Raw genomic sequence first — 24558 nt, forward strand, 5'->3', positions numbered from 1 at the left:
ATGCTGGTTGATATCAAAAATCTGCAGATCAGCTTTGAAACGCGTACCAGCCGTTTTGACGCTGTTCGCGGGATTTCGCTTCAGCTCGGTCGTGAAAAACTGGGCATTGTCGGCGAAAGCGGCTCGGGCAAGTCCTTGACCGCGCGGGCCCTCATGAAACTGTTGCCGCCAATCGCTGAGGTGAAAGCGGATAGGCTTTCATTCGATGGCATCGACATTCTGTCAGCCACTGAACGTGGCATGCGTCAGATACGCGGCAAGCGAGCGGGCTTTATTCTTCAGGATCCCAAATATTCGCTTAACCCGGTCAAGACCATTGGCGTGCAGGTAGCTGAAGCGTGGCGTACCCACAAAGGCGGTAGCAAACGTCAGGCAATGGATGCTGCGGTTGATCTTCTCGATCAGGTTATGATCCGCAATCCGCGTGACGTGGCAAAGCTCTACCCGCATGAAGTTTCGGGCGGTATGGGCCAGCGTGTCATGATCGCCATGATGCTGGCGCCCGATCCCGAACTGCTCATTGCTGACGAGCCGACATCCGCGCTCGACGCTACTGTTCAGGCGGAAATTCTTCGCCTGATCGACGATCTGGTTTCCAAGCGCGGAATGGGACTTCTCCTCATTAGCCACGATCTTCCACTCGTGTCGCATTTCTGCGACCGTGTCATGGTCATGTATATGGGGCGTGTCATGGAAGAATTGAAAGCTGCCGAACTTGTGCGTGCTGAGCATCCTTATACGAAGGGGCTTCTCAATTGCATTCCATCGCTCATGCATCCTCGTGATCGATTGCCGGTTCTTAATCGCGAAGAAAGCTGGCTGAACTCATGATAGTCATTGATCAACTTCGTATCAGCTTCAACGAGCATGAAGTCGTCAAGGGTGTGTCCTTCAATGTCGAGAAGGGCGGGAGCTTTGGAATTGTTGGTGAAAGCGGCTCGGGTAAATCCACTATTCTGCGCGCAATGGCGGGTCTCAACGAACAATGGAGTGGCCGCATCGCTTTCGACGGGAAGGACGTTGCCCCAAAGCGCGCACCCGCCTTCTTCCGTCAGGTGCAGATGGTGTTTCAGGATCCCTTTGGCTCACTGCATCCACGCCAGACCATCGACCGTATCCTGAGCGAGCTTCTGCTGGTTCACGGTATCGGCGATATCGACAAGCGTATTGAAAAGGTTCTTGACGAAGTCGCGTTGCCCAAAGCTGCGCGGTTCCGTTTTCCGCACCAGCTTTCGGGCGGACAACGCCAGCGCGTGGCAATCGCGCGAGCCCTGATCGCCGAACCGGAAGTTTTGCTACTGGACGAACCGACATCGGCGCTTGATGTCTCGGTACAGGCTGAAATTCTCAATCTTCTCGCGGACTTGCGCGCTGAAAAGAATCTCACTTATGTGCTGGTGAGCCACAATCTCGCTGTGATCGCGCATCTCTGCCCGCAGGTGGGGGTGATGCAACACGGCGAGATGGTGGAACAGCTTAGCGCCGATGATTTGCGCGCCGGGCGAACGACACATCCGCATACCACAGAATTGCGCGCGCTAAGCGTCAATCTGGAAGAACCTGCCTGACGGAGTTTTCATGTCAACGCATGCTGACTGGAATGCGGCTTCGCTTGCCGCGAAAGTCTTGTCGAGAACCTGGGCCAAGGATGAGCCGGGTGGCGTCATCATCGGTTTCGGCCCAGATGGAGTGAAATTTGCCTATGCGAGCGGGCTTGAAAACCTGTCTACGGGGGTGCCGTTCACGGCGAATACAGTTGTTCGCTACGCATCAGTCACGAAACATGCGTTTTGTGCGATGGTTCTCAAGCACAGCGATATCATCGACCTCGAGGATCGGCTCGGCGACCATCTGCCGGAGTTGCAAAGTCCACTGGCCGATGTCACCGTGGGGCGTGCACTCGACATGACTGGTGGTCTGCCCGATACGCGAGAATGCCTCACACTTCTGGGGCTGTCTGTTTATACAGAAACGGAAGCGGGTCAGCTTCTGGACTACCTTGCTTCTCTCAATCGGCTCAATTTCGAAGCGGGTTCGGAAATTTCGTATTCCAACACCGGTTATCGTCTGGTGGAAGCTGCACTGGAGCGAAAAGGGTTTCGCTTCAATGATTTCGTTAAATCGGATATTGCGCAGCTTCTCGATATTTTCATGGAGGCGCCGGACGTCTGGAATGATCCGGTCGCGGGCTTGGTTCCCGGTTACTGGAAGTCTGACGAAAAATGGCAGCTCAGCTCTGCTGGCCTGCACATTTCGGCTTCTGGCAGCCTGACTGGCAGTGGCATGGCGCTTACCAAATGGGCACAAGCACTTGTTAATGGCGAGGGCGTGTTCAAAGGTTTGCTCGATAAACTGTCAGCTGACCGTCGTCTCTCTGACGGGCGCGTAACCGCTTACGGCCTCGGACTGCGGTGGAATGAAGTGGATGGCAAGCGGTTTGTCGGGCACGGTGGTTCGCATCCCGGCTACAAGAGCTATTTTCTGCTCGATCCAGCCGCGAAAACCGGCATGATTGTTGTTTCAAATCGTGAAGACGCCAACACCTATAAGATGGCGCGAGATTGCATGGCCGCTCTCAACGGATTGTCGTTGCCAGAAACCAATTGCACGATCCCCGACGGGCTTTATGTGACGGAGAGTGGACCGTTCTGGCTGGAAATGCGCAACGGTATAGCCAACTGGCTTGATTCCGAAGACACGCTTTACGATATCGGCGATGGCTGGTTCTCATCCCTGTCGCCGTCTTCGCCGGTTGAACTCCGCTGGACGGGTACGGAACTGGAAGGTGAGATTGGTTACGTATCTCGCCGGTTGAAGCCGGTGACACCGAAACCTGTGTACCGGGAACTCGACGGCCACTGGCAGGCATCGCCCTATGGCGCCAGTTTCGATATCAAGGATGGTCACCTCATCATGGGTATAGGCCCGGCACGCCGAGCCATGCCGTTGGAAGACCTCGGTCAGGGGCGCGCGCTGTTTACGTTGCATGATGGCCCTTGGACCAAGCGCGTCTGTCTGCATAAGCTTGATGACAATCGGGTCGAGCTCGTTCTCAGCCGAGCCAGAATGATCGAATACGTCCGGTAATCTGGACATTCGTGGGTTATGGACGCGGCGGAAGGGTGACCTTACCGCCGCGTCTTGCATTGTGGTAACTTTCGACAATTGATTCCGAATGTGAGGTGACGTGATGCTGGAACGGATGATCGATCAGGGCGCAGGTCGGGAACCTGCCGACATCGTGCTGAAGGGTGGCCGTTTCTTCGATCTCGTAACCGGTGAACTTGTTGAAAGTGACATCGCAATCTGCGGTGATCGGGTTGTTGGAACATTCGGCAACTATCGGGGCAAGCATGAAATCGACATTTCCGGACGGATCGTCGTGCCGGGATTTATCGATACGCATCTTCACATAGAATCCTCCCACGTAACGCCGCATGAGTTCGACCGGTGTGTATTGCCACAGGGCGTTACCACGGTCATTTGCGACCCGCACGAGATTGCGAATGTGCTGGGTGCTGAAGGCATAAAGTTTTTCCTCGATAGCGCGTTGGAAACCGTCATGGATATCCGCGTGCAGCTTTCGAGCTGTGTGCCCGCGACCCATATGGAAACGTCTGGCGCCGAGCTTCTGATCGATGATCTGTTGCCTTTTGCTGACCACCCCAAGGTGATTGGTCTTGCGGAGTTCATGAACTTTCCAGGTGTTCTGGCGAAAGACCCCGAATGCATAGCGAAGCTCAAGGCGTTTCAGGGACGCCATATTGATGGTCATGCGCCGCTTCTGCGCGGGCTCGACCTGAACGGCTATATTTCCGCAGGTATTCGCACCGAACACGAGGCGACAAGTGCGGAAGAAGCGCTGGAGAAGATGCGTAAAGGTATGCATGTATTGGTGCGTGAAGGGTCTGTTTCCAAGGATCTGAAAGCGCTTATGCCGATCATTACCGAACGTCATGCGCAGTTCCTGGCGTTATGCACTGATGATCGCAATCCGCTTGATATCGCCGATCAGGGCCACCTCGACTACCTTATCCGCACGGCGATTGCAGGCGGCGTGGAGCCGATTGCAATCTACCGGGCCGCGAGCATTTCCGCAGCACGTGCTTTCGGTCTTTTCGACCGGGGTCTGGTTGCGCCGGGTCAGCGCGCCGACCTCGTTGTGGTGGATAGCCTCGAAGGTTGTCACGCTGAAATCGTGTTGTCGGCGGGCAGAGTGATTTCAGAGGATTTGTTTGCCTCTCGTAAGATCGTTGCTCCTGTCGGGCGCAATAGCGTCAAGGCATCGAAAGTCAGCGCGTCCAGTTTCCGCTCTCATTCCAACAGCGGCAAGACGCGTGCAATCGGTATAATTCCGGGCAAGATCATAACGGAAAGCCTCGAATTCGATCTGAAGGTTGGCCCGAACGGCGTTGAGCCCGATTTCGAAAAAGATGTAGTCAAGATCGCCGTTGTCGAACGTCACGGCAAAAATGGAAATATTGCGACCGGCTTTGTGCACGGTTTCGGCTTGAAATCAGGTGCAATCGCGTCAACCGTCAGTCATGACAGCCATAATATCTGTGTGGTTGGCACGTCAGACGAAGATATTGCTGCAGCTGCCAACCGATTGGGCGAAATTGAAGGTGGTTTCGTTGTCGTGCGAGATGGCAAGGTGTTGGCTGAAATGCCTTTGCCCATTGCCGGATTGATGAGCGCCGAACCATATGAAACTGTCCGCGACCAGCTTCGTGTGCTGCGTCACGCAGCGGAAGAACTGGGTTCCGTTCTGGAGGAGCCATTCTTGCAACTGGCCTTCATCGCCTTGCCTGTGATCCCGCATCTCAAGATCACTGACCGCGGCCTTGTGGACGTCGACAAGTTTGCATTTGTCGGGAACTGATCAATGCAAGCCACCGACACCGAGTAGTTCTTCGACAGTCTGCTGGTTTTCGGCGAGTTCTGCTGACGTGCCAGACCATGCAATGCGCCCACGTTCCAGTATGATGATGTGATCGGCAAAATCGAGCGCACTCTGGATGCGCTGTTCGACAAGCAGAATCGTCATGTCTCCCTTCTGTGCAAGTGTCGAGAAAGCAGCCATCAGCTCTTCACAGATGACAGGAGCAAGCCCTTCCAGCGGCTCATCGAGCAGCAGCACTGTCGGTCGCCCGAGAATGCTGCGCGCGGTGGAAAGCATCTGTTGTTCTCCCCCGGAAAGCTGCGACCCAAGATTGCTGCGTCGTTCCTTAAGACGCGGAAACATCGCATAGGCTTCTTCAAGCGCATTCTTTGGTCGGTTTTTGAGGCCAACGAAGAGATTTTCTTCGACGGTGAGGGTCGGAAAAACATCACGAGTTTGCGGCACATAACCGAGACCGGCAATTGCGCGCGCGGCTGATGGAAGCGTGGCGATATTCTTCCCATTCAGCAGAATTTCACCGCCATAACGGCGGGTTTGCCCTGCGATAGTAGCAAAGAGGCTGGTCTTGCCGACACCATTGCGGCCCAGAATGGCAAGTCGCGATCCCGGTTCTGCTTTGAACGATACATTCTCGATGATGCGCGTGGGGCCGTAACCGGAGGAGAGATTGCGAATTTCAAGCGAGGCGGCACTCATTGCGCATAGCTCCCGAGATAGGCTTCGCGGACGCGGGTATCCTGCACGACATCTTCCGGCAATCCGTCAAAAATTACAGTTCCTGCAGCCAGCACGACTACGCGTTTTGCGAAGCGAAAAACGAGGTCCATATCGTGCTCGATCATGAGTACTGCCAGATCGGCCGGTAGTCGGTCGAGCGCTTCCTCGATGCGGCCTGTGTCGCTCTGTGGAACACCTGCAGCTGGTTCATCAAGCAGCAGAACTTTGGGTCGAAGCGCCAATGCAAGGGCAATCTCCAGAAGCCGCTGTTGGCCATATGCGATCTCGCTCACCCGCAACTGCCCGAGATGCAGAAGTCCGAGCGCATCGAGAATATCGCGCACTTCATCCATGACTTCAGGCATTTTGCGATAGTTTCCGAGAATACGTCCTGTCTTGCCTTCGCGTTGCAAAACAGCAAGAGCCACGTGTTCTTCGGGTGTCATGTCGAAGAAGAGACGGGTCACCTGAAATGAACGCACCAGTCCGCGCCTGACGCGCTGCATGGCGTTGAGCCGGGAGACGTTCTCTCCATCCAATGCCACGGTGCCAGAAGTTGCCGCGAGGTTGCCTGTAACCAGATTGACGAAAGTGGTCTTGCCTGCTCCGTTGGGACCAATGAGAGCGACGCGGTCGCCTTTCACCATGTTGAGCGAAACATCGTTTGTCACTGCCAGACCGCCGAAATTCTTGCGCAGTTTCGTTACTTCAAACACGGTGCTCATTTGCGGCGCGCCTTCTTTTCAAAGTAATAGGCGACGGTTCCATAGAGGCCACGCGGCGCGAATAGCACGACGGCGATCAGCAGAGCCCCAACCATTGTAAGCCAGTGGAAGGGGTTCGCAGCAGAGACGAGGTCTTCGAACCACATGAAGACAACCGTACCAACTAGTCCGCCGAACAGCGATCCCGTGCCACCGAGAACCAGCATTACCAAAGCTTCCGCCGACATGGTAAAACTGAGACTGTCGAGCCCGACGACCTGCGTTGAAATGGCATTCAGCGCGCCACCGATGCCCGCAACAGCACCTGAAATGACATACATGCGAAGCTGTGCTGACTGCACCGAAGCACCCATGGCATGAATGCGGATCGGGTCTTCTTTCACACCTCGGCAAAGCATACCGAAGGGTGAACGAACAACATAACGTAGGACGATGAAGGAAACGAGCAGCAGGAATACGGCATAGACATAGACCGTGTGTCCGTAGAGATCGAACTCGAACATGCCAAAGATCGGATCGGGTGAAATGCCGCTTAGTCCGTCACTGCCGCCGGTCCAGCTTGATGCCTTGTTTGCAACTTCGTGGAACAGATGGACAACGGCAATCGATAGAACGAGTTGAGCGAGCCCGTGCGCGCGCAGAATAACGGCTCCGGAAACAAGCCCGGTGATAGCTCCTGCAACAAGACCGATAAGTGTCATCAGGATCGGGTCGGTAATACCGAAATGGGCAGCGGCGATGCCGGCACCATAGGCACCAGCGCCAAACAAAGCAGCATGGCCGAGCGTTGCTATACCGCAATAGCCCATCACCAGATCGAGTGACAATACGAGCAAGGCAATGGCAATGATGCGTGTCAGCAGTGCCAGATTATCGGGGAACAAAAACCAGCCGCAAATACTGGCAGCGATAATTGCTGCTACGCCGACAAGACCCGCATAGGAGTGACGGTGTTGAGAGAGAGCTTGCGTCATATCGGTCATTTTTTGGCCAGCCTTCCTGCAAGACCACGCGGGAACAGCGTCACAATGACGATCACTGCCAGATAGAAGAAGAACTCGCCATATTCCGGTGCCAGATAACGCCCGGTTGTATCGATTGCTCCGAGCAGGAGGCAGGCAATCAGCGCTCCGGGTATGGAGCCTGCGCCACCGACAGAGACGACGACCAGAAATGTCACCATGTAGCGGAGTGCATAGTAGGGTTCGACAGGTAGAAGTTCGGCGCCGACAACACCGCCGAAAGCTGCGAGCCCAATGGCAAGCGCAAAGCTGATGGCGTAAACGATTTCGGTTCTGACACCGAGCGCAGCCGCCATGTTGGCATTGTCGACAGCAGCGCGCAGTTTCACGCCGAATGCAGTGCGTTCGATGATGTACCAAAGACCAAGGGCCACCGCGAAGCCGCACCCGATTGCAAAGATGCGATGCTTGGCAATTGCCCGAAAGCCGAGATCGACCGATCCACGCAACATTTCAGGCAAAGGAATGGTCTTCAGTGTTGGTCCGAATATATAGTTGGTGAGACCGATGATGCAGAAGGTGATGCCGATGGTCATCAGCACCTGTGTCAGTTCAGGCGCTCCATAAATGCGCCGATAGAGCAATCTCTCCACGGGAACGGCGATTAACATCGTGCCGACGACGGCGATGATGATCGCAAAGCCGTAATTGAGGCCAAGCTGCTGGGCAGCATAGGATGCAAAATAGCCGCCGATCATTGCAAATGCGCCGTGAGCGAGATTGACGACGCGCATCAAGCCCATGGTGACCGAAAGGCCGATGGAAATGACGAAAAGCACCATGCCATAGGCGAGGGCATCAACGGCAATGCTGAGCACAGTCTGCATTGAGTGGTCCTGTTGAGCGCATCCCGAAAAGCACGAAAAAATTTTCGGGTGCGCGTTAAAATAAGCAGTTATGAGCTATGAGCGCGCTTTACGCCTGCTCAGGCATCAAGGCGTTAACTCTTGAATGCCGGAGTTATTGAGCTTTTAGGCCGGGGTCGCCCTGCTTTTCGAAGGTTTGAATTTCCTTGTTATAGTAAGTGCCGTCATCAGCCTTGGCGACTTCGCGCAGATAGATGTTCTGCGTCATATGGCGGCTTTCGGGGTCGATGGATACAGGGCCGCGAGGACTGATCCATTCCATGCCTTTCACGGCCTCTACCGCCTTTTCAGCATCTTTTTCACCGCCGGTCGCTTCGATCATCTTGTAGATGACATGCATGCCATCATAAGCGCCGACCGAAGGGAAGGACAACTCCACAGGATTGCCGATGGCCTTTCGAGCTTCCTCGACAAACTTCTTGTTTTCTGGCGAGTCATGCGAGACTGCGTAGTGGAAAGTCGTCAGAACACCGAGAGCATTTTCTCCGAGTGCGGGAAGATCGGATTCTTGTGTCAGGTCACCTGGAGCAAAAAGCTGAATGCCCGAGCCTTTCAATCCGTTGTCGACATAGGATTTCATGAAACCGAGCGTGGTTGGTCCAGACGGCAGAAAAGCAAACACGCCTTGCGCGCCAGAGTCTTTTATACGCTGCATGATAGGGCTGAAATCGTTCGTAGCGAGCGGCATCCGAATAGCTTCGACCACTTCGCCACCAGCTTCTGTAAACGCTGCCTTGAAAGCGTTTTCCGCATCCACGCCGGGCCCATAATCGCTGACAACCGAGATGACTTTCTTCACACCCTTGTCGAGTGCAACCTTTGCGATCGGGGTTGACGTTTGCCATGTGGTGAACGAGGTGCGCACCACATAAGGGCTCTTCGTTACAATGGAAGAGGTGGCGGCATTCATGACGACCATCGGCACATTGCCCTGTTTGAGAATGGGCGTAACCGCCATGGCGTCAGGGGTGAAATAGAAGCCAGCAAGATATTGGACGCCTTCCTTGACCACGAGTTCCTGCGCAAGCGCCTTCGATTGCGCCGGATCGGCCTGCGGCACATCACGATAAACGATCTCGACAGTGTCATCGCCGATCGTGTTGCCGTGCTCTGTCATATAGGCGTCGATGCCGGCCTTGAAGTTCTTGCCCTGAAGAGCAAACGGGCCTGAAAATGGACCAATGACGCCGACCTTTACCACATCGGCATAAGCTGCTGATGCTGTGAGTGAAAAGACCGCAAGCGCGGTGAATACAATTTTCTTCATGTTCTCCTCCCTATCGCCCACCATTCCCGCGCGTGACCGTCTCGTCGCAACAGGGAATGTCCTGATTTCAGCATGCCTATCTAATTGGTCATGTAAAATGAAAAATTCCTCATAAACGATACCCGGATGGTTATGTGTCCGAGAATTGTTCGTTTCCGATTCGAACCACCTTATCGATCAGGATTGATGCAATCTTGAGGGCACTGCCAGTCGACGCAACAATTTGCGGCAGGATCATCCATTCGATCATCCAGGCCGCGCCTGAGCGCTCCTGCTCATGCACCATAGCCTGATGCAAACCACCCATTTGGGCCGCGTTGAAACGGGCAAGGCTGACCAGTATCTCTGCTGACACCGGATTTTGCTTGTGGGGCATGGCGGACGAACCGCCACCACCGGTCAAGGACAGTTCGGTGCCCAGTTCAGCCATAAGCGCAATATCTTGCCCGAATTTTCCAAGAGTACCCGTGATGAGCGAAAGCAGATTGCCGAACTCGACAATGAAGGCCCGCTGGCTATGCCATTGCGGGCTATCGTGCAATCCGAGCCTATCAGCCAGCAAAGCACGCAGAGCCGGTGCCTGATCTCCGAATTTTTCAAGCGTTCCGGCTGCACCTCCGAACTGTACGGGAAAGACGATGGTGTTCAGTTTGGTCTCATAAGCGTTGAGCGGGTTTTTCCAGCTTGAGATGCGGTCCGATACGGTGATCGGAATAGCGGATTGCATACGTGTATAACCCGTCAGAGCATTCCTTCCGAACGTCGCATCAAGCCAATCGAAACGCTGCGTGAGTTGCTGAATTCGCCCATAAAGAATTGTACTTGCGCGTTTCAGCCGCAAAATCAGGCTCGTATCGATGGCATCCTGGCTCGTCGCGCCGAAATGAACGTATTCGCCGTAATCCGTTCCGACCGCCAGACGCAGTTCTTTCACGAGTGAGGGAATGACAACCCCGTCACGCGCTGTCGCTGTTGCCAGATCGGATAGGTTGGGTTCGAACGTTTCTGAGGCTTGTTTGATCGCTTGTCCTGCCTCGACCGGTATCAAGCCGAGCCCCGCTTGAGCTTCAGCCAAAGCCGCTTCAAAGCGCAACATCTCGGCAATATCAGCCGCCGCAGTAAACAGGCTCAATATCTCTTCGTCGTCGCCGAAAAGCTGTGCCAGAAACGGATGTTCGAAGACCGAGATGCTCATGCGTCAAATATCGAAAAAGACAGTTTCTTTCTCGCCCTGCAAGTGAATATCGAAATGATAGACGCTACCCTCACGCTGACCAATCAGTGTTTGCGCCCGGCTGCGATGTTCGATGCGTGCAAGGACCGGGTCCTCTGCATTCGCATCGGCTTCATCGGAAAAATACATCCGCGTCTGCAGTCCGAGATTAATGCCGCGGGCCACGATCCACAAGGTAACGTGTGGTGCCATGAGGCGGCCATCTTTGAAAAAAACGCGGCCAGGTTTGATCGTCTCGAAAGTGAACTCGCCCGTGTCCATATGGCTCGCACAACGGCCCCATCCACGAAAGCCAGGGTCGGCCTTGCCGCCGGTTTCAGAGGGGCTGTTATAGAGGCCTTTTGCATCAGCCTGCCATATTTCTACCAACGCATCGCGGATTGGTGCGCCTATGCCATCGATGACATGGCCCTTGATAGTGATGCGTTCGCCTGTCGTCTTCTCATTATAGAGAGGGCCGGAGCCGAGATCCTGCTCGAAAATGCCGTTGATGCCAACAAAATTGGGTGTCAATCCGATATGGACGTAAGGGCCCGCAGTCTGTGATACGGTTTCTTTCAGATAGCCGAGAGGTTGCACCATATCAGTTGCCCTCCGGGCGATTTTCAAACAAGGTTGCGCGGCGCCCGCGCAACACAATGTCGAACTTGTAAGCAAGCATATCCATCGGCAAATTAGCGTTCATGTCCAGAGGTGCGACCAGCCGTTCGACAGCTGATTTGTCGGGAATAGTTTTTACGATCGGGCAAATCCAGATTAGCGGATCGCCCTCGAAATACATCTGTGTGATGAGGCGCTGTGCAAAGCCATGACCGAACACAGAAAAATGGATGTGAGCCGGACGCCAGTCATTGACACCATTTGGCCAAGGGTACGGGCCGGGCTTTATGGTCTTGAACCAGTAGTAGCCGTTTTCGTCCGTGACCGTGCGACCGACGCCGCCGAAGTTGGGGTCGATGGCCGCAAGATAGGTTTCTTTCTTGTGGCGATAACGCCCGCCAGCGTTGGCCTGCCAGAATTCCAGCAGTGCGCCTGGAACAGGACGGCTACTCTCGTCCAGAACACGACCATGAACAAGGATGCGCGGACCTATCGGCATTTCGCCGGGGCGCGCATAATTGAGGATGAGGTCATTATCCAGCTCGTGCAGCATACTGTGCCCGAATACCGGGCCCGTAATTTCACTTTTGGTGCCTTCGAGCGAAAGCAAAGCACGAGTAGGCGAGCGAAGGACGGAGGTCTTATACCACGGCGTGTAAGCCGGTGGATGCATGGACAGATCGCGAGCAAAGAACGGAGTTGCCTCCGGCAGACTGTTCTTCATTTTTCAGTTTCCTCCGCTTCCATCTGCGCATAGGTCTGCTTTGCGATCTTGAAAGCGTGGTTCGATGCCGGAACCCCCGCATAGATTGCAACATGCATCAATGCTTCGCAGATGTCCTCCTTCGTTGCGCCCGTATTTTTCGTAGCGCGTATATGCATGGCAACTTCATCGTCTTGCCCGAGTGCTGCAAGCAGTGCAATCGTAACGATCGACCGTTCTCGTTTGGTCCAGCCGGGTCGCGCCCAGACCGTGCCCCATGCGGCTTCTGTTATAAGCTCCTGAAACGGAGCATCAAGGTCGGTTGCACCGTTTGAAGCGCGATCCACATGCGTATCGCCCAGAACTGAACGGCGCACGTTCATGCCGATCTTGTAGCGTTCCGACCGCACTGCCTTGTCAGCCATGGCTACTCTCCATGTTAGAATCTGTTTGAAATAAAGTTGCGCAACAGCGAGACATAGGCATCGGGCTGTTCAACGCAGGGAATGTGACCGCTGGCGGCAATCTCCGTGAAATCTGCTTCAGGGATAAGACTTGCCAGTTCGCGCACAAGGGTAGGCGGCGTGGAGCCGTCCTGATCACCGACCAAACAAAGTGTTGGCACCGAAATAGTTCTGGCTACTTCGGTTAAATCCGCTTCACGCAGCGCGGCACAGGTGGCCGCATAGCCGTCGAGCGGTTGCCGAACGAACATATTGCAATAGGCATGATAGGCAGGATTATCGGAGCGGCGATAGTCCGACGTGAACCAGCGGGGCATTGTCGCGTCGAGGATGCTTGAAAGGCCATCTTGCTGAATAGCAGCTATGCGCGCGTCCCACATCGCTGCTGTACCGATCTTGTGAGCGGTGTTGGACAAAACGAATCCGGCCACCAGATCGGGGCGCGCTGCATAAACACCTTGCGCGATCAGTCCACCGACGGAAAGACCGCAAATGATCGCCCGTTTTATCGAAAGCTTGTCGAGCAGGTTGATGAGGTCGGTCGCAAGGAGTTCGATTGTGTAGGGGGGGGCTCCGACATCTGAAAGGCCGTGGCCGCGCTTATCATAAACGAGCGTCGATACGTCGTTGCGCAGGCGTGCGCGAACTTCATCCCATATCCGGAAATCGGTTCCGAGCGAGTTGATGAAAACCAGAACAGGCTTCTCTGCGGCTATTGGCTGGAAATCATAATGGATGACGACGTCGTTTATGGATGCGAACTGCACAGCTTTCTCCTCTTGCATCGCACTGTCGTGCTTTGAACTGGTTAAGTAAAATGATATTATTCGCAAAAATCATAACTACAGGGTTATAGATAAGTGATTGGGAACAGGATCAAATTTCGTCATCTGCATACGTTTGTTGAGGTTGCGCGACAGAAGAGTGTGGTCAAGGCCTCCGAACTCCTGAGTATCAGCCAACCAGCAGTGACCAAGACGATGCGTGAGCTGGAGGAGATTCTGGGCGTTCCAGTAGTGGAACGCGATGGTCGTGGCATAAGGATAACGCGGTTCGGTGAAGTATTCCTGCGTCATGCTGGGACGGCTTTGACCGCCTTACGGCAAGGGCTGGATTCCGTGTCGCAAGAATTGGATGGATCAGGACCGCCTATTCGTATTGGCGCCTTGCCGACAGTCTCAACACGCATCATGCCGAAAGCGATGAGCCTGTTTCTCGCGGAAAGAACGTCTAGCCGTGTAAAAATCGTTACGGGTGAAAATGCTGTTCTTCTGGAGCAGCTACGGGTTGGCGATCTCGATCTGGTTGTAGGGCGGCTTGCCGCGCCAGAAAAGATGACCGGTTTTTCATTCGAGCATCTTTATTCGGAGCAGGTTCGATTTCTTGTCAGGACAGGGCATCCCCTGACGGACGGACGCGCGGTTTTCGAGCATCTGGCCGACTACCCGGTTCTGATGCCGACACGCAATTCAATCATTCGCCCGTTTGTGGATCGTTTGCTGATTACGAACGGTATAGGTGCCCTGCCAGTTCAGATTGAGACCGTTTCCGATGCATTTGGACGTGCTTTCGTCCGCGACAGTGATGCGGTGTGGATCATTTCAGAAGGGGTTGCTGCCAGAGATGTATCTGAAGGCAAGCTTGTCGCTCTTTCCATCGATACAAGCGAAACGACAGGTCCGGTAGGGTTGACCATGCGAACTGACACGACACAGACAGCCGCTATGCAAATTCTGATCCAGACGTTGCGCGAAGCTGCTGGTGTGAAGCTCTAGAGATTAACGCGGCCAGCTACCCAAATAAGGTAGCTGACCGCGCTATTTGCAAGAAGTTCTGGCCGGAACTTCTTGCTGGGGGTTCGATTAGAAATAGAATTCTACATCAATTCTAAATTAAAGCATCAGTTCTATATGTTTTATTAAATAAAATTAGTTAAACCTTATTTATAGTATTCACCGTTCAGAACGGCAATCCGACGTAGTTTTCAGCAAGTGCGGTTGAGGCAGCTTCGGAAGTGCAGAAGTAGTCAAGTTCTGCTTCCTGCACTTTCTGATCAAACGGAACCATATCAGGAAATCGGTGTAGCATTTTGGTCATGGACCATGAAAAGCGTTCGGCCTTCCAGATGCGCGCAAGCGCATTAGCAGAATAAGCGTCGATGCCAGATTTTGATTTGCCCAGATAAAACTCTCTCAATCCTTCGTAAAGATAGTGCACGTCGCTGGCGGCGAGGTTTAGCCCTTTCGCACCTGTCGGAGGAACGATATGAGCGGCATCTCCAACAAGGAAAAGCTGTCCAAAGCGCATTGGTTCAGCCACGAAAGAGCGTAGAGGCGCAATGGATTTCTCGAAAGACGGTCCGGTTATCATTGCTTCGGCATGATGTGCCGGAAGGCGACAGCGCAGTTCATCGTAAAAGCGTTCGTCGCTCCAGTTTTCGATCTTTTCATCAAGTGAACATTGGATGTAGTAACGGCTGCGTGTGAGCGAGCGCATGGAGCAAAGCGCAAAACCACGTTCGTGGTTGGCATAGATCAACTCATGAGCGACCGGCGGAATGTCGGCCAGAATACCGAGCCAGCCGAAAGGATAGATCTTTTCAAAGATATCGATTGCCTTGTCCGGTACAGATTTGCGGCTTATGCCGTGATACCCGTCACATCCAGCGATGAAATCGCAGTCGATGCGATGGGTTTTGCCGTCCTTTTCGTAGGTAATATATGGCGATGTCGTATCGAAATCATGCGGTGTTACGTTGGCGGCTTCATAAATGCTGGTGGTGTTCGACTTCCGCCGTTCATCCATAAGGTCGTGCGTCATCTCAGTCTGGCCATAAACCGTAACGCGCTTGCCGGTCAGTTTGTGCAGGTCGATACGGTGATCCCGACCGTCGAAGGCGAGTGAGAAACCGTCATGTGGCAATCCCTCTGCTTGAAGGCGTGTTGAAGCTTCGGCTTCATCCATCAGATTGACGGTGCCTTCTTCCAAGACGCCAGCACGTACACGGCCCAGAATATAATCCGCGCTGACGCGATCCAGCACGACATTGTCTATCCCGGCTTTAGTCAGAAGTTGGCCGAGGAGCAGGCCGGCCGGGCCCGATCCGATGATTGCCACCTGAGTGCGCATAAGTTCCTCCCAATGCAATTCCGTCTTTATTCTTGAAGGAACGTTCCTGCTGGCAATGGATAATCTCGACTATTTATTGTACAAATCGAACATGATTGGAGGGTAAGTGTCGGATAATTTTGTTCCAACATACGAGCTTTATGGAGAAGAACGCGAGCAGAAGCCGGATTTTTGGCTACACTGCGAGACGCTTTTCTCGCGATCAAGTTTGCATAATTTCGAAATTTCGTTGCATCGTCACGAGAGCTTCTTTCAGCTTTTATATATTGAAGGGGGTGCGGGGCAGGTGAGCTTCGATGGCGTCATCTACCCCTTTCAAACGCCATGTGCCATTATGGTGCCACCCGGTTTCAATCATGGGTTTGCATTCTCTCGAGATATAGTGGGGCACATTGTAACGATTTTGAGCCCTCATATGCCGTTTATTGGAGACGGCTCTGGGGGCGTTATGGCGAAGTGGTTGATGCATCCTCAACTCATATCGATGAAAGGAGCGGGCGACGAGAATCTGGCGTTACTTTCCTCTCTTCTGCGGCAAGTACAAGATGAGTTTCACACGAGAAAACCATATAAAAACAGCCTGCTGGAATCTCTTGTTCAAGCCGCATTCGTCTATGTTCTGCGACACGCTTATTCTTCAAATTCCGCAAAGCAGGAAGACCGTCAGATATATGGGCATGCTCGTATTGAGCGCTTGCAGGAACTGATCGACCGTCATTACCGAGAACACAAGCCCGTTTCATTTTATGCGAAACTGTTGGGTGTTTCATCAACGCATCTCAACCGGACTGTCAAACAACTGACAGGAAGGACGACACAAGACATGGTTGCAAGCAGGCTGATTGAGACGGCCAAGCGCGATTTGATAGCCATGCCATCGTCGGTGCAGCATATCGCCTACAGCCTTGGCTTTTCAGATCCCGCATATTTTTCACGCTTTTTCCTGAAGATGACGAGCGAAACACCCCGTACATTCCGTTTGAGGGAGCGCGAGCGTCTGGCCGCTCTGGATTCATCATCATAGAATTAATTGGATTTTTCATTCTCTGCGGTCATCTCAGCAAATTGCGTAGATCCAACTGGACTTGAAGCATTGCAGGCAGGAAGCGTTCCACAAGGTCAATTGTTTCGACATGTGCCACGGGTGCCCCGATGTTAAGCGCCGCAACTACTAAACCTCGATGATTGAAAACAGGAACAGCGATGGAGCGTAGTCCGATCTCCAGTTCCTGATCGTTGATTGCATAACCTTGACCACGAATAATGGAGAGTTCTGTCATCAGCGGGGCAATTTCCACCTTTGTAAATGGTGTCAAAGCTTTCCGTTCAGTGCGCTCGAGAAGCACCTGAGCCTCGGGTTCATGAAGCCAGGCCAGAAGCACACGCCCCATCGAAGCACAGTAGGCTGGAAGCCTGCTTCCCGCCATCAAGTTGATGGAAATCACGCGCATTTGTGAGGCGCGCGCGATGTAAACAATTTCCGTTCCATCCAGAACGGATGCGGATGCGCTCTCTCCGACGGCATCAGAGAGCCGGTCCAGATGCGGCTGGATAATTGTCGGCAATGGCGTCGAAGATAGATAGGCATGCCCGAGCCGAAGAATTTTGGGCAGAAGCATGAAGAACTTGCCGTCATACTCGGCATATTCGAGCTCGGTCAGCGTCAGCAGGCACCGTCGTGCGGTTGCACGATCGAGACCAGTTATTTTTGAAACGTCCGCTATTGAAAGACGTGGTTGGTCTTCACCGAACGCTTCGATGACCTTCAATCCCTTTGCAAAACCGCCGATGAAATCTGTTTCGCGCATGAAATCCCTCTCAGTTTGCGTAGATACTTTGTGCGGTATCTGAACAAATGTCAAATATCGCACAAAATGTTTGACCCTTTGCCGACGAGGTGGCTAACTCCAGTGCGATTGCGACCGGACGCTCAAGCACGAAGCTCGAACGCTCTGGTATGGAGGTAAAATGGACAAGACAATCGGAAGTCTGACCGAGGCTGTTGCCGGAATAGACGATGGCGCTACGGTCATGATCGGGGGGTTCGGTGGCTCAGGCGCGCCAATAGAATTGATCCATGCCCTGATCGATAAGGGGCCGAAGAACTTGACGGTGATCAACAATAATGCGGGCAATGGGCGCATCGGCATCGCGGCAATGATTGACGCCGGGATGGTGCGCAAGATGATCTGTTCATTCCCGCGGTCTTCCGATCCGCGCGCTTTCACGGACAAATATATTGCCGGTGAAATCGATCTGGAACTTGTACCGCAAGGAACGCTTGCTGAGCGTATCCGAGCAGGTGGCGCTGGTATCCCGGCGTTCTACACGCCGACAGCCTATGGCACGGAACTCGCCGAAGGCAAGGTAATAGCTGAATTTGATGGACGACCTTACGTGCAGGAGCGTTGGCTGAAAGCTGATTATGCGCTCATTAAAGCGCATCTTGGCGATACGCACGGCAATCTGACCTACCGCATGGCTGCGCGTAATTTCAATCCACTCATGTGTATGGCTGCTGCAAGGACGATTGTACAGGTATCGGAAATCGTTCCGCTCGGAGGCATTGAGCCGGAAAATATCATCACGCCGGGTATCTTCGTCGACAGTGTCGTTGAAGTTGCAAATCCGCAGCAAGAAGAAGAGCTCATTCGTGCTGGAGTGACCTACGTATGATGATTGATATTCATGATGACATCAAACTGTCCAACGCCCAGATCGCATGGCGCGCCGCGCAGGATATTCAGGATGGTGCCTATGTAAATCTTGGAATTGGCTTTCCCGAAATGGTCGCCCGCTATCAACCGGAAGGACGTGAAGCGATTTTTCACACGGAGAACGGCGTTCTGGATTTCGGTGAAGCGCCGCCAGCAGGTGAGGAAGACTGGGACCTGATCAATGCTGGCAAGAAGGCTGTTACGCTAAAGTCCGGCGCGGCATTTTTCCATCATGCCGATAGTTTCGCGATGGTGCGCGGCGGACATCTCGATGTCGCGATTCTCGGCGCCTATCAGGTTGCCCAGAATGGTGATCTCGCCAATTGGCGTGTTGGCGCCAAAGGCGTGCCCGCAGTGGGCGGTGCGATGGATCTGGTACATGGTGCGAAGCAAGTTGTCGTCATCACCGAGCATGTAACGAAGAAGGGTGAACCGAAGCTGGTTGAAAAGTGCACTTTTCCGCTAAGCGGCGTCGCATGTATCACCCGCATCTATACCAGCCATGCTGTGATCGATATCGACAAGGGGCGTTTCGTGTTGCGTGAAAAGCTGGCCGCCATGACGCTGGAAGACCTTCAAGCCATGACCGGCGCGACGTTGCATATCGACGGCCCGGTCGCCGATCTCGTTGTTCCCGAATTGTGAGACCATGTAATGAGTGAAGCCTATATCTGCGATTACATTCGCACTCCCATTGGTCGTTATGGTGGCGCGCTTTCTTCCGTGCGTGCCGACGATCTCGGCGCCATTCCGCTGAAAGCGCTTATGGAGCGTAATGGTTCCGTCGATTGGGAAGCTGTCGACGATGTGATTTTCGGCTCGGCCAATCAGGCGGGCGAAGACAACCGCAATGTTGCGCGCATGTCGCTGCTTCTGGCCGGGCTGCCGGCAGGAGTGTCTGGAACGACGATAAACCGTCTCTGTGGTTCCGGGATGGATGCAGTCATAACGGCTGCACGTGCTATCAGGGCTGGTGAGGCGGAACTGCTCATTGCTGGCGGTGTGGAGAGCATGAGCCGCGCCCCCTTTGTCATGCCTAAGGCCGACAGTGCATTTTCACGCAAGGCGGAAATCTTCGATACGACAATCGGCTGGCGGTTCATCAACCCTTTGATGAAAAAACAGTACGGTGTCGATTCTATGCCTGAAACGGGTGAAAATGTTGCCGAAGATTTCAACGTCTCGCGGCGGGATCAGGACGCTTTTGCACTTCGCAGTCAGGAAAAGGCGGCAGCCGCGCAAGCCAATGGACGCCTTGCAAAGGAAATCGTTCCGATCACGATCTCGCAACGCAAGGGCGATCCGGTCGTTGTCGTTAAGGATGAACACCCTCGCGCCACGAGCCTGGAAGCACTGGCGAAGTTGGGCACGCCCTTTCGTGAGGGTGGCACTGTGACGGCGGGCAATGCTTCCGGTGTCAATGATGGAGCTGCCGCGCTTATCATCGCATCTGAAGCAGCCATCAGGAAATACGGCCTCACACCGATTGCCCGTATTATGGGCGGCGCCACGGCGGGTGTTCCTCCGCGCATTATGGGTATTGGTCCCGCTCCGGCGACAAAGAAGCTATCTGCGCGTATCGGTATCGCACCCGACGCATTCGATGTGATTGAACTGAATGAAGCATTTGCGTCGCAGGGACTGGCAGTGTTGCGCGATCTTGGAATTGCTGATGACGACAAACGCGTCAATCCCAATGGTGGCGCTATTGCGCTCGGGCATCCGCTAGGCATGTCCGGGGCGCGTATCGCGGGCACGGCGGCGCTCGAACTTGCGCTCAATGGCGGCAAACACGCTCTTGCAACGATGTGCATCGGCGTCGGGCAGGGGATCGCCATTGCGCTGGAACGCGTCTGACACTGACTAGATCACATATCCGGGTGCTTTCCCGCCCGGATTTGTCACATCTAGCTGGGCAGATACTACTTTTGTATTCTTGGACGACTACAATATTGCCCACGACTACCGATCAAGTTAGCATGACCTCATTACAACAACGGCGGGAACAACCCGTCGAACCAAAATGGGGAACATGTCGATGAAAATTGCTCGCCTTGCCCTGATGGGCGGACTCCTAGCAACCGCACTTTATACTGGCTCCGCTGCTGCCCGCGACCTGACGGTCGTGTCTTGGGGTGGCAACTATCAGGACGCCCAGCGTGAAATTTACTTCAAACCTTTTTCCGAGAAGACCGGCAAACCTTTGCTAGATGAATCCTGGGACGGTGGTTACGGCGTCGTTCAGGCGAAGGTGAAAGCAGGAAAACCCAACTGGGATGTCGTGCAGGTAGAAGCCGAAGAACTCGCTCTCGGCTGTGCTGACGGTCTTTACGAGAAAATCGATTGGGACAAGGTTGGCGGCAAGGACAAGTTCCTCGACAGTGCGGTCAATGATTGCGGTGTAGGGGCAATCGTGTGGTCGACAGCAATCGCCTATAATGCGGACAAGCTGAAAGATGGCCCACAATCCTGGGCTGATTTCTGGGATGTGAAGAAGTTTCCAGGCAAGCGCTCCTTGCGTAAGGGCGCCAAGTATACGCTTGAATTCGCTCTCCTCGCCGATGGGGTCAACAAGGATGAGGTCTATGATGTGCTCTCAACCCCGGAGGGCGTGGATCGCGCGTTCAAAAAACTTGATGAATTGAAGCCGAACATCGTCTGGTGGGAAGCAGGAGCACAGCCGCTGCAATTGCTGGCCTCGGATGAAGTGGTGATGGCATCGGCCTATAACGGACGCATCACGGGCATAAACAGGAGCGAAGGCAAGAACTTCAAGGTGGTCTGGCCGGGCAGTATTTATGCTGTCGATAGCTGGGTGATCCTGAAAGATGCCGAGAACAAGGATGCTGGGCTGGATTTCATTGCTTTTGCCAGCCAGCCCGACAATCAGGTGAAGCTGCCGAAATATGTCGCTTACGGTCTGCCGAACAAGGAAGCTGCAAGCAAGGTGCCTGCGGAATTCGCATCGGATCTTCCAACGGCGGAAGACAATCTGAAAGGCGCCCTTCCTCTTAACGTCGATTTCTGGATCGATAACTCCGAGGAGTTGACGAAGCGCTTCAACGCCTGGCTGGCGCAATAATCCACAGTCATGGCCCCGTCGGTGCAATATCGGCGGGGTTTCCCTGTTTTCCGGAAGATGGAGTGATTCATTGACGGACTGCCGCATCCGCTTCGAGAATATCAGCAAATCCTACGGTGATTTCAAAGTTATAGATGGTTTGAACCTCGATATTGATCGCGGTGAATTCGTGAGTCTTCTTGGTCCTTCGGGTTCAGGCAAGACGACGCTTTTGATGATGCTTGCCGGGTTTGAAAGTCCAAGCAGTGGAGCAATCCATGTCGATGGCAAGGCAATCAATACGGTTCCTTCATACAAGCGCAACATGGGAGTGGTTTTTCAGAACTACGCGCTTTTCCCCCATATGACAGTTGGCGAGAATGTCGCCTTTCCGCTTCAGATGCGAGGTATTGGGAGAGCAGAGATTGGCGAGCTGGTGGATAAGGTGCTCGATATGGTTCAGCTTTCCACGATGCGTGAACGCAAGCCATCGCAACTCTCTGGCGGCCAACAACAGCGCGTGGCGCTCGCCCGTGCACTGGTTTTCGAGCCGGGCGTGGTCTTGATGGACGAGCCGCTTGGCGCGCTCGACAAACAGTTACGTGAACAGATGCAACTTGACATTCGTGCGTTGCATGGCCGGTTAGGACTGACGATTGTCTTTGTCACCCATGATCAAAGCGAAGCGCTGACCATGTCGGACCGGATCGCTGTCTTCAACAAAGGAAAAATCGAACAGATTGGCACGCCGCGTGCAATTTATGATGAGCCGCAGACCCGTTTCGTCGCCGAATTTATAGGCGAAACCAATCTTGCTGAAGGAACGGTCGAGCGGGTGGAAGGTACGAGCGCTTTCATTCGTCTGAAGGATGGCGGCACACTAACCGCGTCATCGAACGGAACGTTGGGGGCGGGACAGAAAGTTCTTCTGTCCATCCGGCCCGAGCGCATCGAACTGGGCGAGGAGGGTGGTTCAGACAATCTTCTTAAAACACGTGTGATCGACAGTGTCTATCAAGGGGACCATCTGCGCATCCAGCTGGATGCCAGCGCTCATGACTTTATTGTGCGTCTTGACAGGAAAGCGCGTGAATGGGCGCCTGGAACAGATGTCGTAGCGGGGTTCAATGCTGCTGATTGCTGGACTATTGCAGCATGACGGTTCCATCCGGCAAAACTGTCCGAGCGATATTTCTGATCGCGCCCCTGCTTGTTTTCATTGTCTTGTTTTTTCTGTGGCCGCTTGGGGTGATGATGAAACAGGCCGTGTCCGATACGGCGGTTTTGCGTGTTCTCCCCCAGACCGCCGAGGCTGTAACTTTTTGGGACGGACAATCGGCTCCATCACCTGAAATGAAACAGGCGCTCGTGGCAGACCTGAAGGCTTCGACCGACCAGCAGGCCGTAGGCGACATGGTCCGCCGCTTGAACAGCGCCCAATCGGGCTTTCGTACCTTGATGAGCAAAACACTTTCAGCCATCGAGAAGGGCGATCCTGTTCCTGACCTGGAAATGATCGACAAGCGATGGAGCCGACCGGAGTTTTGGCATGCTATTGCGAATGCGCTTTCACCAACAACTGATCGCAACCTGCTCGCGGCGGTCGATATGGAGCGCGATACATCCGGAGAAATTGTTTCAATGGCGCCCGGTACATCGGCCAACCGGGCGATTATGCTGCGCACGTTCTGGATTGCCGCGCTGGTAACACTTGCCTGTGCAATAATTGGCTATCCCTATGCCGTCTTGCTCACATCATCCTCAGGCTGGATCAGGAGTGTGCTTTTTGCGGCAGTTCTGTTGCCGTTGTGGACATCATTGCTGGTGCGTACTGCGGCCTGGTTCATTCTTCTACAGGACAAGGGACTTATCAACGATACGTTGATCTGGTTTGGTGTCACCGATGGACCGCTACCGTTGATCTTCAACAGGGCAGGGGTAGTGATAGCCATGACCCATGTACTTTTGCCGTTCATGGTGCTGCCGATTTATAGCGTTCTTGTATCGATCCCGAGCAATCTCATGCCGGCTGCTGCATCGCTCGGCGCACCGCCTTGGAGGGCTTTCGTGCGGGTACTACTGCCTTTAAGTATGCGTGGCATCCTGTCTGGCATGCTGCTCGTGTTCATGAGCGCTATTGGCTACTACATAACTCCGGCTCTGATCGGTGGACCGGGCGACCAGATGATAAGCTCGATCATCGCCTATTACGCAACCGGTTCGGCCAACTGGGGTATGGCCGGCGCATTGGGACTCGTGCTGCTCGTCGCCTGTCTCGTACTCTATGCTGTCTACGGACGGCTCACTGCCGATGAACCGGGGAGAGCGTAACCATGGGGCGCTTCGCGAAAATCCTGTTCGGCGTGGCCGCGGTGGTCTTTTTGATTGCTCCGCTGTTTGCAATTCTTCCACTTGCTTTCACATCCAGCGTGTTTCTGACCTATCCAGTGCCCGGCTGGTCAGTGCGCTGGTTTGAAGAACTCGCCACGGCGGATGTCTGGCGGCGCGCAATCGTCAACAGCCTTATTATCGGCTCAGGAACGACGATTTTGGCGACTGTGCTGGGAACGATGGCCGCACTTGGCCTGCGCAGCAGGATTTTGTTTCTTTCAGGCCCCATTAAAACTTTGTTCCTGTTGCCCATGGTCGTTCCCGCCGTGGTAATGGGCGTCGGTATGCAGCTATTGTTTGTCCGGCTCGGAATAGCGAATTCCTATCTCGGTGTGATTATCGCGCATACAGTGATTTCGATCCCCTTTGTTCTGGTGAGCGTTACGGGTGCTCTGGCAGGTATCGACCGCCGTGTTGAACTGGCAGCCGAAAGTCTTGGCGCATCGCCTCTGACAGTTTTTCGTAAAGTCACACTTCCGCTCGCCATGCCGGGCATCGCGTCTGGTGCAGTATTGGCGTTCGCGACTTCATTGGACGAGGTTGTGCTGACGCTGTTCGTCGCTGGTCCAAATCAGCGTACTTTGGCACGCCAGATGTTTTCGACAATTCGAGAAAATATCAGCCCGGCTATCGCTGCCGCAGCATTTTTGTTCATCGCAGGCACCGTGCTTTTAGGCCTTGCGGCAATGCTCTTTCGCCGAAAGCGCACCAGTGGAACAGTCTCCATCTGATAGGTGAGAGCGATCTCGTTTTCTGCCG

General features: G+C 53.9%; 24 protein-coding genes and 1 pseudogene. 13 read left to right on the forward strand and 12 right to left on the reverse strand.

The genetic code is table 11. The annotated features are described in order from the left end of the window. From AC1RHM_RS12870 to ade, 4 genes and pseudogenes are all read left to right on the forward strand, one after another. The gene (locus AC1RHM_RS12870; protein ID WP_010658925.1) at positions 1 to 831 is read left to right on the forward strand and encodes an ABC transporter ATP-binding protein; all 831 of its coding nucleotides are present in this window, start codon (positions 1 to 3) and stop codon (positions 829 to 831) included. Beyond that, positions 828 to 1568, forward strand: a complete 741-nt coding sequence (locus AC1RHM_RS12875) for an ABC transporter ATP-binding protein (RefSeq protein WP_010658924.1) — start codon at positions 828 to 830, stop codon at positions 1566 to 1568. Before AC1RHM_RS12870 ends, AC1RHM_RS12875 begins: the two co-directional genes overlap by 4 nt. A 10-nt stretch (positions 1569 to 1578) precedes the next feature. Next, on the forward strand, positions 1579 to 3087 hold the full coding sequence (locus AC1RHM_RS12880; RefSeq protein ID WP_010658923.1) for a serine hydrolase domain-containing protein: 1509 nt from the start codon (positions 1579 to 1581) through the stop codon (positions 3085 to 3087). A gap of 54 nt (positions 3088 to 3141) precedes the next feature. Further along, a pseudogene (gene ade, locus AC1RHM_RS12885) lies at positions 3142 to 4882 on the forward strand (adenine deaminase). Here the strand turns inward: ade and AC1RHM_RS12890 are convergent. From AC1RHM_RS12890 to pcaD, 10 genes are all read right to left on the reverse strand, one after another. After that, positions 4883 to 5599 (reverse strand): ABC transporter ATP-binding protein, encoded by a 717-nt coding sequence (locus tag AC1RHM_RS12890; RefSeq protein ID WP_010658921.1) that lies wholly within the window; start codon positions 5597 to 5599, stop codon positions 4883 to 4885. It lies immediately after the preceding pseudogene. Next, positions 5596 to 6345 carry an ABC transporter ATP-binding protein gene (locus AC1RHM_RS12895; protein WP_010658920.1) on the reverse strand — a complete coding sequence of 250 codons (750 nt, stop codon included), beginning with the start codon at positions 6343 to 6345 and terminating at the stop codon, positions 5596 to 5598. The genes AC1RHM_RS12890 and AC1RHM_RS12895 overlap by 4 nt, the downstream gene beginning before the upstream one ends. Continuing rightward, positions 6342 to 7328 carry a branched-chain amino acid ABC transporter permease gene (locus tag AC1RHM_RS12900; RefSeq protein WP_010658919.1) on the reverse strand — a complete coding sequence of 329 codons (987 nt, stop codon included), beginning with the start codon at positions 7326 to 7328 and terminating at the stop codon, positions 6342 to 6344. The genes AC1RHM_RS12895 and AC1RHM_RS12900 overlap by 4 nt, the downstream gene beginning before the upstream one ends. Then, entirely contained in the window at positions 7325 to 8194 is an 870-nt protein-coding gene (locus AC1RHM_RS12905; protein ID WP_010658918.1) for a branched-chain amino acid ABC transporter permease, read from the reverse strand. Before AC1RHM_RS12905 ends, AC1RHM_RS12900 begins: the two co-directional genes overlap by 4 nt. A 133-nt stretch (positions 8195 to 8327) precedes the next feature. Next, a complete protein-coding gene (locus AC1RHM_RS12910) occupies positions 8328 to 9500 on the reverse strand; it encodes an ABC transporter substrate-binding protein (RefSeq protein WP_010658917.1) in 1173 nt (390 codons plus the stop codon). A gap of 130 nt (positions 9501 to 9630) precedes the next feature. Continuing rightward, positions 9631 to 10695: a 3-carboxy-cis,cis-muconate cycloisomerase gene (locus AC1RHM_RS12915; protein ID WP_010658916.1), complete on the reverse strand. Its 1065-nt coding sequence runs from the start codon at positions 10693 to 10695 to the stop codon at positions 9631 to 9633. Between the two features lie 3 nt (positions 10696 to 10698). Beyond that, positions 10699 to 11316: a protocatechuate 3,4-dioxygenase subunit alpha gene (gene pcaG / locus AC1RHM_RS12920; protein WP_010658915.1), complete on the reverse strand. Its 618-nt coding sequence runs from the start codon at positions 11314 to 11316 to the stop codon at positions 10699 to 10701. Position 11317: 1 nt separating this feature from the next. After that, positions 11318 to 12058, reverse strand: coding sequence for a protocatechuate 3,4-dioxygenase subunit beta (gene pcaH / locus AC1RHM_RS12925; protein WP_010658914.1), 741 nt, complete (start codon positions 12056 to 12058; stop codon positions 11318 to 11320). After that, positions 12055 to 12462, reverse strand: coding sequence for a 4-carboxymuconolactone decarboxylase (pcaC, locus tag AC1RHM_RS12930; RefSeq protein WP_010658913.1), 408 nt, complete (start codon positions 12460 to 12462; stop codon positions 12055 to 12057). The genes pcaH and pcaC overlap by 4 nt, the downstream gene beginning before the upstream one ends. Before the next feature lie 14 nt (positions 12463 to 12476). Continuing rightward, the gene (pcaD, locus tag AC1RHM_RS12935) at positions 12477 to 13268 is read right to left on the reverse strand and encodes a 3-oxoadipate enol-lactonase (RefSeq protein ID WP_010658912.1); all 792 of its coding nucleotides are present in this window, start codon (positions 13266 to 13268) and stop codon (positions 12477 to 12479) included. 93 nt (positions 13269 to 13361) lie between these two features. On the opposite strand from pcaD, the gene pcaQ reads away from it, so the two are divergent. After that, positions 13362 to 14276, forward strand: coding sequence for a pca operon transcription factor PcaQ (pcaQ, locus tag AC1RHM_RS12940; RefSeq protein ID WP_010658911.1), 915 nt, complete (start codon positions 13362 to 13364; stop codon positions 14274 to 14276). Positions 14277 to 14460: 184 nt separating this feature from the next. Here the strand turns inward: pcaQ and pobA are convergent, their stop codons facing one another. Continuing rightward, entirely contained in the window at positions 14461 to 15630 is a 1170-nt protein-coding gene (gene pobA, locus AC1RHM_RS12945) for a 4-hydroxybenzoate 3-monooxygenase (protein WP_010658910.1), read from the reverse strand. A 106-nt stretch (positions 15631 to 15736) separates the two neighbouring features. Between pobA and AC1RHM_RS12950 the strand changes: the two genes are divergently transcribed. Beyond that, complete coding sequence (locus AC1RHM_RS12950; RefSeq protein ID WP_029375974.1) at positions 15737 to 16654, forward strand: helix-turn-helix domain-containing protein; 918 nt, start codon at positions 15737 to 15739, stop codon at positions 16652 to 16654. A 28-nt stretch (positions 16655 to 16682) separates the two neighbouring features. On the opposite strand, the gene AC1RHM_RS12955 is transcribed toward AC1RHM_RS12950, so the two are convergent. Beyond that, positions 16683 to 17438 carry an IclR family transcriptional regulator gene (locus tag AC1RHM_RS12955; RefSeq protein ID WP_010658908.1) on the reverse strand — a complete coding sequence of 252 codons (756 nt, stop codon included), beginning with the start codon at positions 17436 to 17438 and terminating at the stop codon, positions 16683 to 16685. Positions 17439 to 17598: 160 nt separating this feature from the next. Between AC1RHM_RS12955 and AC1RHM_RS12960 the strand changes: the two genes are divergently transcribed. The 7 genes from AC1RHM_RS12960 (at position 17599) to AC1RHM_RS12990 (ending at position 24530) form a co-directional block, all read left to right on the forward strand. After that, positions 17599 to 18306 carry a 3-oxoacid CoA-transferase subunit A gene (locus AC1RHM_RS12960; protein WP_010658907.1) on the forward strand — a complete coding sequence of 236 codons (708 nt, stop codon included), beginning with the start codon at positions 17599 to 17601 and terminating at the stop codon, positions 18304 to 18306. After that, a complete protein-coding gene (locus AC1RHM_RS12965) occupies positions 18303 to 18992 on the forward strand; it encodes a CoA transferase subunit B (protein ID WP_010658906.1) in 690 nt (229 codons plus the stop codon). Before AC1RHM_RS12960 ends, AC1RHM_RS12965 begins: the two co-directional genes overlap by 4 nt. A gap of 9 nt (positions 18993 to 19001) precedes the next feature. Then, positions 19002 to 20204 (forward strand): 3-oxoadipyl-CoA thiolase, encoded by a 1203-nt coding sequence (pcaF, locus tag AC1RHM_RS12970; protein ID WP_010658905.1) that lies wholly within the window; start codon positions 19002 to 19004, stop codon positions 20202 to 20204. Positions 20205 to 20385: 181 nt separating this feature from the next. Beyond that, on the forward strand, positions 20386 to 21429 hold the full coding sequence (locus AC1RHM_RS12975) for an ABC transporter substrate-binding protein (RefSeq protein WP_010658904.1): 1044 nt from the start codon (positions 20386 to 20388) through the stop codon (positions 21427 to 21429). Between the two features lie 70 nt (positions 21430 to 21499). Next, the gene (locus AC1RHM_RS12980) at positions 21500 to 22567 is read left to right on the forward strand and encodes an ABC transporter ATP-binding protein (protein WP_010658903.1); all 1068 of its coding nucleotides are present in this window, start codon (positions 21500 to 21502) and stop codon (positions 22565 to 22567) included. Then, a complete protein-coding gene (locus AC1RHM_RS12985) occupies positions 22564 to 23739 on the forward strand; it encodes an ABC transporter permease (RefSeq protein WP_010658902.1) in 1176 nt (391 codons plus the stop codon). The genes AC1RHM_RS12980 and AC1RHM_RS12985 overlap by 4 nt, the downstream gene beginning before the upstream one ends. Positions 23740 to 23741: 2 nt before the next feature. Beyond that, positions 23742 to 24530 carry an ABC transporter permease gene (locus AC1RHM_RS12990; RefSeq protein WP_010658901.1) on the forward strand — a complete coding sequence of 263 codons (789 nt, stop codon included), beginning with the start codon at positions 23742 to 23744 and terminating at the stop codon, positions 24528 to 24530. Positions 24531 to 24558 lie beyond the last annotated feature (28 nt).

It is taken from the genome of Brucella sp. GW823-FHT04E01 (assembly GCF_058796175.1).

Coding starts and splice junctions, on each gene's coding strand:
- AC1RHM_RS12870 (WP_010658925.1), top strand. CDS start 1: ATGCTGGTTGATATCAAAAATCTGCAGATCAGCTTTGAAACGCGTACC.
- AC1RHM_RS12875 (WP_010658924.1), top strand. CDS start 828: ATGATAGTCATTGATCAACTTCGTATCAGCTTCAACGAGCATGAAGTC.
- AC1RHM_RS12880 (WP_010658923.1), top strand. CDS start 1,579: ATGTCAACGCATGCTGACTGGAATGCGGCTTCGCTTGCCGCGAAAGTC.
- AC1RHM_RS12890 (WP_010658921.1), bottom strand. CDS start 5,599: ATGAGTGCCGCCTCGCTTGAAATTCGCAATCTCTCCTCCGGTTACGGC.
- AC1RHM_RS12895 (WP_010658920.1), bottom strand. CDS start 6,345: ATGAGCACCGTGTTTGAAGTAACGAAACTGCGCAAGAATTTCGGCGGT.
- AC1RHM_RS12900 (WP_010658919.1), bottom strand. CDS start 7,328: ATGACCGATATGACGCAAGCTCTCTCTCAACACCGTCACTCCTATGCG.
- AC1RHM_RS12905 (WP_010658918.1), bottom strand. CDS start 8,194: ATGCAGACTGTGCTCAGCATTGCCGTTGATGCCCTCGCCTATGGCATG.
- AC1RHM_RS12910 (WP_010658917.1), bottom strand. CDS start 9,500: ATGAAGAAAATTGTATTCACCGCGCTTGCGGTCTTTTCACTCACAGCA.
- AC1RHM_RS12915 (WP_010658916.1), bottom strand. CDS start 10,695: ATGAGCATCTCGGTCTTCGAACATCCGTTTCTGGCACAGCTTTTCGGC.
- pcaG (WP_010658915.1), bottom strand. CDS start 11,316: ATGGTGCAACCTCTCGGCTATCTGAAAGAAACCGTATCACAGACTGCG.
- pcaH (WP_010658914.1), bottom strand. CDS start 12,058: ATGAAGAACAGTCTGCCGGAGGCAACTCCGTTCTTTGCTCGCGATCTG.
- pcaC (WP_010658913.1), bottom strand. CDS start 12,462: ATGGCTGACAAGGCAGTGCGGTCGGAACGCTACAAGATCGGCATGAAC.
- pobA (WP_010658910.1), bottom strand. CDS start 15,630: ATGCGCACTCAGGTGGCAATCATCGGATCGGGCCCGGCCGGCCTGCTC.
- AC1RHM_RS12955 (WP_010658908.1), bottom strand. CDS start 17,438: ATGCGCGAAACAGATTTCATCGGCGGTTTTGCAAAGGGATTGAAGGTC.
- AC1RHM_RS12960 (WP_010658907.1), top strand. CDS start 17,599: ATGGACAAGACAATCGGAAGTCTGACCGAGGCTGTTGCCGGAATAGAC.
- AC1RHM_RS12965 (WP_010658906.1), top strand. CDS start 18,303: ATGATGATTGATATTCATGATGACATCAAACTGTCCAACGCCCAGATC.
- pcaF (WP_010658905.1), top strand. CDS start 19,002: ATGAGTGAAGCCTATATCTGCGATTACATTCGCACTCCCATTGGTCGT.
- AC1RHM_RS12975 (WP_010658904.1), top strand. CDS start 20,386: ATGAAAATTGCTCGCCTTGCCCTGATGGGCGGACTCCTAGCAACCGCA.
- AC1RHM_RS12985 (WP_010658902.1), top strand. CDS start 22,564: ATGACGGTTCCATCCGGCAAAACTGTCCGAGCGATATTTCTGATCGCG.
- AC1RHM_RS12990 (WP_010658901.1), top strand. CDS start 23,742: ATGGGGCGCTTCGCGAAAATCCTGTTCGGCGTGGCCGCGGTGGTCTTT.